This is a genomic window from Paraburkholderia sp. Ac-20342 (genome assembly GCF_017104985.1).
In the GTDB taxonomy this organism is placed as follows: Bacteria; Pseudomonadota; Gammaproteobacteria; order Burkholderiales; family Burkholderiaceae; genus Paraburkholderia.
In genome coordinates this window covers 1-7,086 of sequence record NZ_JAAGPQ010000161.1, presented here as the reverse complement: position 1 = coordinate 7,086, position 7,086 = coordinate 1, and the positions used below count along the sequence as shown (strand labels likewise).

Here is a 7,086-nt window from a genome sequence, read left to right as displayed (position 1 = left end):
CGTATCCGAAGCCCGATGGCAAGCTCACGTTCGACCGGCTTTCGTCGGTGTTCATTTCGAACACGAATCACGAAGAGAACCAGCCTGCGCATCTGACGCTGAAGGACCCGACCGTGCCGGTCAACGTCAACTGGCAGACCTATGCGGGTCCGGAGTCGCGCTACTGCCCCGCTGGCGTGTATGAATTCGTGAAGAACGATGAAGGCAACGAGCGGCTTGTGATCAATGCGCAGAACTGCGTGCACTGCAAGACCTGCGATATCAAGGACCCGACGCAGAACATCGTGTGGGTCACGCCGGAAGGTGGCGGCGGGCCGAACTACCCGAATATGTAACCAGCCGCTCTCCTGAAACGGGAGAGCAGGATCGATCGTGCCACGCAAATAGCTCGTGCTGCCGCGCGCTGCCTGAACTCGCAGCGCGCGGCAGCACGTCGCCTCGTCATGGCCCTGCTCCGTTCCGCACGGGCACCGGTTTGCACCAGATCCAATCGCACTCCCAGCGCTCATGACAGCGCCGCCGCACGAACCTCGGCGGCGACGCCGTCTTCGATGCCGAGCGTCCTAGAAGCGATGCCGGATACCGAAGTTGATGTTGAACTGCTTATTCGTCGTCGACGCCGGCAGTTGCCCGATCTGCATGCGCGTCGCGTCACCGCCCGCCGTGCCGTAGATCGCCCACATATAAAGATCGGTGCGCTTCGACAGATAGTAATCGGCGACCAGGTTGTACTGCTGATAGCGCGGATGCTGGCCCAGCGAGCCGATGTTCCCGTACACGAGGTCCACCGCCGCGCCGAGCCGGATATCCGAGCGCATCCAGTAGTCGGCCTGCGCCATATAGATATTGAACTGGGCGTCCGCGCCGTTGATCGATTGGGTCAGATCGGAATGCGACATCCCGACACGGCCGATCAAATTGCCGAACTTATATGAAACGCCGCCTGCCGCAATGTTGAGGGCACGCGCGTTCGGCAGATAAGCGCCAAAGATCAGGATATTGGACGCACCGGTGCTGTCGAACCACGTCGCATACGGATTGCGCACCGACGTATACGCCGCGCCGACCTGCAACGGACCGCCCGTATAGCCCGCGCCCGCGCTCACCACGCTGTTGGTCGAGAACTGACCCGGCACGCCGCCGAACGCATACAGCGCGCCGGCGGAAAATCCGTGGAAAGTCGGCGTCGTATACTTGACGGAGTTGCTGGTCTGCCAGTCATTGCCCGTATTGTCGATGTCGTAGGCCGGCGCGCTGCCCCGTCCGTTCGCCATGATCGGGCCGACATAATCGACCACCATGTCGTACTGGCGGCCGAACGTCAGATTACCGTAGGGCGTGCCGAGCCCCAGATACGATTGACGGCCGAATTGCCGGCCGTTCTGCCCGAGTTTGCCGGTATTCAGATCAAAACCGTTTTCGAGGCGGAAGAAAGCCCGGTATCCGCCGCCCAGGTCTTCGTTGCCGGTCAGCCCCCACTGGGAACCCACCCACGTGCCGCTGCGCATGCGCACCGAAGCGCCGCCGCCCGCATTGTTAATGTAGGCGATTGCCTCGTCGATCTGACCGAACAACGTCACCGAGCTTTGAGCCGATGCGTAATCCGATGCAGCGAGAAGCGCGATCAACATCCATGCCTTCTTCATTTGACCTCCTAACCAATTTATATTGTAAGAATTTTTTCATGAAACCTGTACCACCTACTTCACATCCCCACCAACAGATTCGACATCCTGATTAAATAAGACGAAACCGGGGCGCGACAGCCGCGCCCCTTGCCTCAACCGGCCGCGCCCTTTTCATCGGACGAAGGAACGATCACCGCCAGTTCCTCGACCTTCGAATACGGGTTGTCGCCGCCGATCGGCGGCAGCGAATCCCGGTACGCTTCCCACCCGGCGCAATCGCTCTCGCTGCGCCAGCCCGTGACCGAGGTCAGGCAGTCCGGCATGCCGGCGCGTGCGCCGACGTGGCGGAACATCAAGCCATCGCGGGTACCCATGCGCCGCGTGACTTCCCCGATTCGCCTGTGCGCCGCCTCGTGCTGTCCCGGCAAGACGAAATGATGTACGACAACTATCTTCATGACTGTGTCCCGTCTGGATAAAATCAACCCGCGCCTTCGCGCGAACGCTCGGACGTGCGGATCAGGCTTCGGTCGGCGAAGCGCATCAACCGCTCCCATTCGTCACGCGGGATCGGCCACCCTTCGGCCATGGCCCGCGCCTTCAGCGCGCTCAGGTGCTGCGAATCGATGGCGTACGCGCAGGCGTCGCCGATAAAACCGCTCAAGCTCCGCGCCGGCGCCGCAACGACGACGGCATCGTTCCCCTCCAGCCATGCGAAGTCGCGCACGTCCGCCTGCGAGTGGCCGCCGGTTTGCAGCAGCGCGTCGAATGCCGTGCGCGGCGGCGCGCCGTGCTTTAGCGCCGACAGCAACGAGCAGGCGGCGCCCGGCACAGCCATCGGATCATGCGCGGCCCGATACTGCCAGCCGTCGCCTTCGGCACTGGCCACGCTGAACACGATCCCGCTTCCGTCGCGCTGCCCCGCGCCCGCCGCCACACCGAGTCCCGTGGCGACACATCCCGCGTATCCGCGCCGCGCGAGCCAGTACGGGATCGCATGCAGATCGGCGGCATGGGCAACGTTGCGCAGCGCGACCACGACCCGCCCGCTTTGCCCCGCCCAGGCGCCCAGCCAGTCGGCCAGCGCGGCGCCGAAGAACAGCGCGGAGCCGCCGTTCGCCTCGCATAGCGCATGGTCTTCGTGCTCGGCGACGATATCGGGCGCGCGCCACATCGACGCATCGAAGGCATCGAGTTCGCGCGCGAGCCGGCTCAGGCGCCGCCAGCCCGCCAGTTCGCCGAACTCGACGGCCTCCGCCGCGCCGGCGCTCGCGCCCCACGGCATCAACGCCGTCCCGAGCACGCGCACGGCCAAGCCCGGCACCTCTTTGCCGGACAGGCGAACCGAAGCCGACAACAGTTCATTCTCCAAGAAGCGGTTCCTCCGTCAATTCGTAGCCGTGCGGCACGCTCGGCAGCAAACCGTCGCCGGCATGGCCGGCCGCGAGCTCGCGAGGCAGCCCCGCGCCCTGGAACAGTGTCGCGCGCAGCCATGTGCGCGAACGCGGGCGGAACTTCAGCATGCCGTAGGTCGCCAGTTGGAAACGCATGATGCGCAGCGGGGAAAAGTCCTTCGTGAGCAGATCCGTGCGCGCAATCGCGTAGTGGGAATCCGCCAGCGTGCTGACCCAGCCGACCATGAAGCGCATGTCCGGATGCGCGATCAGAAAGCGGCCGAGCGTCTGCTCGGGCGGCACGGCGCGCAGACGGGACAGCAGCTCTTCGACACGGCCCATCACGTCGACGGGCAGCGCATATTGCTCGCCCTCGTCGATGTCGCGGCTGCCGCGCCGCGGCTCCATGTTTTCCTCGGATGCGTACCAGAAAAAAGGCCGCTCGCCTTCCACGGTGAAACGGCTCACCCATGCGAGATGCGTCTCGATCAGGTCCTTCAGCGCGCCGGCCTTCTGCGTGGGATCGAACGGCAGCGATTCGTCGGCATGCAGCGTATTCGCGTCGACGTTGCCGCCTTCGTGGCATTCGAGCAGCAACGAGTTCAGCAGCTCGCCGGTCTCCAGGCAGCAACGCCCCCGCCAGCTGACGAGCAGTTCGGCCAGCGGATTCGAGCGGCTCGCGCCGGCCTTCCACCCGGCGCGCAAGTGGGCGAACTGCGCGCGCACCTGGAGCAGCTCGGCATGAATCGCCTCGCTCGGCGCGAACTCGTCGAGGTCGCCGGTCGGCTCGTGCGCGAAATACTCGATGGCGCGCTCCAGTTGACGATCGAACTCGTCGCAACGCGAATCGTCCGCTTCGAAGCGCTCGCGATACATCTCGGCCAGAGCCTGTTCGCGCGCGCCAATCCAGCGGTCGAGCAGGCGCGGATGCCGGACCACGAACGGCACGAGCCCGATGCCCGACGAGTTGCCGACGCCGACGAAGCGCCGCGATTCGTCGGAAAGATCCACGGCGGCGGGATTGCGCACGCGCGCGAGGTGCAGTGCGAGGTCGTAGCCGAACTCGCGCCACAGGTAAGCCGCCATCATTTGCGCGTGATACGGCGCCTGCAACGGATGGCCGATCTGGCGCAGATACGCGTAATCGTGCATGCCGTTGCGGCCATTGCCGCTAAACCCGGTGGTGCGGATCAGATAACCGATCTGGTTCAACTGGCGCGGATCGGGCTGCTGTCCGGCCGCGAGCGACGCCACCACATGCTCGAACAGGCGCGCGCTGCGGTTCGCCCGCGACCAGGCGAGCGTGCGCGGCGCAGCGCGCCCCCACGTCACCTGCTGGATCTGCTCGCGCGACTGCTCGATATCCTCGGCCGACGGCTCGCCGATAAAGAGCGCCGCCCATGCGTCCCAGCGCGTCGCGATGATGCGGTCCTGCTGCTGATGCTCCGGCAGCGGGTCGGAAAACACCACGAACGTCATCGTGTGTCCGTCGAGCCGCGCCCGGTAGGCGATGTGGCCGCGGCCGGCATCGTCGAGGCGCAGCTCGCTGATTTCGCACGAGAAGTCCATCCGGCACACCGTGCGCAGGAACGAATGCGCGAAGCTGAACTTGGTGGGCCAGATCGCACCGAGGTGCGTCAGCTCCATCAGGTCCGCGCCTCGGGACGGCAAGGAAACCGGGAGATTCGCCATTGCCGTCACATCCCGAATGCGCTGCCGGCTTCCGCGGCGCGCGCGATACGCACCGAGCGGTTCCAGCGCGCCATCGGCAGTTCGAGCAGACCCACCGCATAGAACAGCACGATGCCGACCAGCGTCAGCACCACGACGCAGGCAAACACGAGCGGCGCGTCGAAATTGCCGGTCGCCAGCATCATGTAGTAGCCGAGCCCCGCCCGGCCGCCGACGAACTCGCCCACCACCGCGCCGACCACGGCCAGCGCAATCGCCACCTTGAACCCGGCGATCATGCTCGGCACCGCATGCGGAAAGCGCACCTTGCTGAACACGGCCGCCTTCGTCGCGCCCATCGAGCGCATCAGCTTGAGCGTATCGCGATCGACCGAGGCGAGACCGGTGACGGTATTGACGACCACCGGAAAGAACGCGATCAGGAACGCGACGATGATCTTCGGCAGGATGCCGTAGCCGAGCGCGACCAGCAGGATCGGCGCGAGCGCGACCTTCGGTACCGACTGCGACGCGATCAGGATCGGATAGACGATCCGGTCGAATACGCGCGAGTAGACGATCAGCGCCGCGAGCGGCACGCCGATCGCGATGCTCAGGCCGAAGCCGGCCAGCGTTTCGATCAGCGTGACCCACATATGCGCGAGCAGATTGGCGCGATGATCGACGAGCGACACCCAGATGCTGCTCGGCGGCGGCAGCAGATACGAGGGCACGTGGCCGATATCGACGCCCGCTTCCCACACGGCGACGATCGCGACCAGCACGATCAGCACCGGAAACCGGGCCCATAGCGCGCTGAACACACGGCGCACGGAGCCTTGCGATGTCGAACTCTGATTCATGACCGGCGCTCCTCTTTCAATACGCCCATTTTTTCGAAGATGCGGCGGATGTGCCGCGTATAGCGCGTGAATTCCGCCTCGTCGCGAATGTCGACGTGCCGCTCGCCGGCCAGCTCGATCGGCACGATCTCCTCGATGCGGCCGGGCCGCGGCGACATCACGACGACCCGGTTCGACAGGAACACCGCCTCGGTGATCGAGTGCGTGATGAACAGCACCGTCTTGCCCTGCTCGCGCGACAGCTGGTGGAAGTCGAGGCACATCTGGTCGCGCGTCATCGCGTCGAGCGCGCCGAACGGTTCGTCCATCAGCAGCACACCGGGATCGTGCATGAGGCCGCGCACGATCGCCGCGCGCTGGTTCATGCCGCCCGACAGTTCGTCGGGGAAGCGCTCGGCGAAGTCGCCAAGGCCCACCCGCTTGAGCAGTTGCTGCGCGCGCGGCAGATACTCCGCGCGATTCAGATTGCGGACTTCGATCTGCAGCAGCACGTTGTTGAGGATCGTGCGCCACGGCAGCAGCAGGTGCTGCTGGAACACCACGCCGAGTTCATGCACGGGCCCCTTTACGGGCTTGCCCAGCACCTCGATGCGGCCTTCGCTGACCGGCATCAGGCCTGCGATCATATTGAGCAGCGTGCTCTTGCCGCAGCCGCTCGGACCGACGATCGAGACGAATTCGCCGCGCGCGATCGTCAGCGAGGCGTCGCTGACGGCCTGCACGTCGCCCTTCTTCGAACCGAAGCGCTTGAACACGTGATCGACGCTGATCGCGGCGGTGTTTGCTGCGGTGTTCGCCTGCGGCGCACTGGCACGCTGCCCCGTCACCAGTTCGAGCGGCCGCGCCTCTTCGATTTTCAACGTCTGGCTCATGATGCACGCTCGTCCGCCCACGGCGAAAGCCGATCCGGGCTGTAAAGAATGTTGATCAACGCGGGGCCGTCGTGCGCGAGCGCCCGTGCGAACGCCTCGGCGAACTCGGCATTGGTGCGCGCGGTGAAGCCTTTCGCACCCATCGACTCGGCGAGCATCGCGAAATCGATCGCGCCCAGTTCCGTCGCGACGGCGCGGCCCGGAAACTCCCGGCGCTGATGCATCGTGATCGTGCCGTAGTTGTTGTTGTTGAACACGAGCGCGACGAACCCCTTGAGGCGCAGACGCACCGCCGTTTCCAGCTCGCTCATCGTCATCGCGAAGCCGCCGTCGCCGGAGAACGAGACCGCCGGTTCGTCGGGCCGCGCCATCTTGGCGCCGATCGCCGCCGGCAGCGCGTAGCCCATGCCGCCCGCGGTCGGCGCGAACAGCGTGCGCGGATGCTTCCAGCGGTAGTAGCGCATGAGCCAGCCGCCGAACGTGCCGGCATCGCTCGCGATGCTCGCGCGCTCCGGCAGCAGCCGCAGAATGTCGTGATACACGCCTTCGAGGCTGATCATGTTCTGCGGCGCGCCCGCATCGAACGCGCGCGGCGTCGTGCGCTGCGCGTAACGCGCCCGGAGCGGCGCGATCGCGTCGAGGCGCGCCGCCGCGCCCG

General features: G+C 65.6%; 8 protein-coding genes. 1 reads left to right on the top strand and 7 read right to left on the bottom strand.

Annotated elements, in window-relative coordinates; all coding sequences use genetic code 11:
• Positions 1 to 335: 4Fe-4S dicluster domain-containing protein (locus G3N58_RS32985; RefSeq protein WP_206001178.1), on the top strand; the 335-nt coding region annotated here is incomplete at its 5' end.
• A 228-nt stretch (positions 336 to 563) separates the two neighbouring features.
• On the opposite strand, the gene G3N58_RS32980 is transcribed toward G3N58_RS32985, so the two are convergent.
• The 7 genes from G3N58_RS32980 to G3N58_RS32950 form a co-directional block, all read right to left on the bottom strand.
• The gene (locus G3N58_RS32980; protein ID WP_167041292.1) at positions 564 to 1,646 is read right to left on the bottom strand and encodes a porin; all 1,083 of its coding nucleotides are present in this window, start codon (positions 1,644 to 1,646) and stop codon (positions 564 to 566) included.
• Between the two features lie 134 nt (positions 1,647 to 1,780).
• A complete protein-coding gene (locus tag G3N58_RS32975; protein ID WP_167041289.1) occupies positions 1,781 to 2,086 on the bottom strand; it encodes a hypothetical protein in 306 nt (101 codons plus the stop codon).
• Positions 2,087 to 2,109: 23 nt separating this feature from the next.
• Positions 2,110 to 3,000: a hypothetical protein gene (locus tag G3N58_RS32970; RefSeq protein WP_206001286.1), complete on the bottom strand. Its 891-nt coding sequence runs from the start codon at positions 2,998 to 3,000 to the stop codon at positions 2,110 to 2,112.
• On the bottom strand, positions 2,990 to 4,714 hold the full coding sequence (locus tag G3N58_RS32965; protein ID WP_206001285.1) for a hypothetical protein: 1,725 nt from the start codon (positions 4,712 to 4,714) through the stop codon (positions 2,990 to 2,992). Before G3N58_RS32965 ends, G3N58_RS32970 begins: the two co-directional genes overlap by 11 nt.
• Before the next feature lie 5 nt (positions 4,715 to 4,719).
• Positions 4,720 to 5,556, bottom strand: a complete 837-nt coding sequence (locus tag G3N58_RS32960; protein ID WP_167283790.1) for an ABC transporter permease — start codon at positions 5,554 to 5,556, stop codon at positions 4,720 to 4,722.
• Positions 5,553 to 6,428, bottom strand: a complete 876-nt coding sequence (locus G3N58_RS32955) for an ABC transporter ATP-binding protein (protein WP_167041277.1) — start codon at positions 6,426 to 6,428, stop codon at positions 5,553 to 5,555. Before G3N58_RS32955 ends, G3N58_RS32960 begins: the two co-directional genes overlap by 4 nt.
• A partial coding sequence (locus G3N58_RS32950) for a thiamine pyrophosphate-dependent enzyme (protein ID WP_241017332.1) occupies positions 6,425 to 7,086 on the bottom strand: 662 nt, incomplete at its 5' end. The genes G3N58_RS32950 and G3N58_RS32955, both read right to left, overlap by 4 nt.

Coding starts and splice junctions, on each gene's coding strand:
- G3N58_RS32980 (WP_167041292.1), bottom strand. CDS start 1,646: ATGAAGAAGGCATGGATGTTGATCGCGCTTCTCGCTGCATCGGATTAC.
- G3N58_RS32975 (WP_167041289.1), bottom strand. CDS start 2,086: ATGAAGATAGTTGTCGTACATCATTTCGTCTTGCCGGGACAGCACGAG.
- G3N58_RS32965 (WP_206001285.1), bottom strand. CDS start 4,714: ATGGCGAATCTCCCGGTTTCCTTGCCGTCCCGAGGCGCGGACCTGATG.
- G3N58_RS32960 (WP_167283790.1), bottom strand. CDS start 5,556: ATGAATCAGAGTTCGACATCGCAAGGCTCCGTGCGCCGTGTGTTCAGC.
- G3N58_RS32955 (WP_167041277.1), bottom strand. CDS start 6,428: ATGAGCCAGACGTTGAAAATCGAAGAGGCGCGGCCGCTCGAACTGGTG.